General features: G+C 44.6%; 1 protein-coding gene. It reads right to left on the bottom strand.

The window, feature by feature from the left end; genetic code table 11:
• Window positions 1-233, bottom strand: a 233-nt coding sequence (locus FS736_RS24775; RefSeq protein WP_186326954.1) for a hypothetical protein, incomplete at both ends; no start/stop codon positions are given.

Below are 233 nucleotides of genomic sequence, written 5' to 3'. Positions count from 1 at the left end.
CCAAACATCCCGATATTTTTTTCATTAGCTTTAATTTTACCACTTTCCTCCGCTCCATCCTTTAATCCCCCACCCAATTCACCCCTTCCATCATAAACTTTCCCCCCTCCATCATTCAATTTTCTTACTCCATCTCTCACATCTCCCCAACCTTTTTCCACACTTACATTTCCCTCCCTAACCTCCACAACTCCACAATCAATCTTGCAAGCACCAGCTCTCACCTCACCCCA

It is taken from the genome of Cytobacillus oceanisediminis 2691 (assembly GCF_007678455.1).
In the GTDB taxonomy this organism is placed as follows: domain Bacteria; phylum Bacillota; class Bacilli; order Bacillales; family Cytobacillaceae; genus Mesobacillus; species Mesobacillus oceanisediminis_A.
Note: the sequence above shows the minus strand (reverse complement) of the source record. Positions and strands in the feature narration are given on the sequence as shown.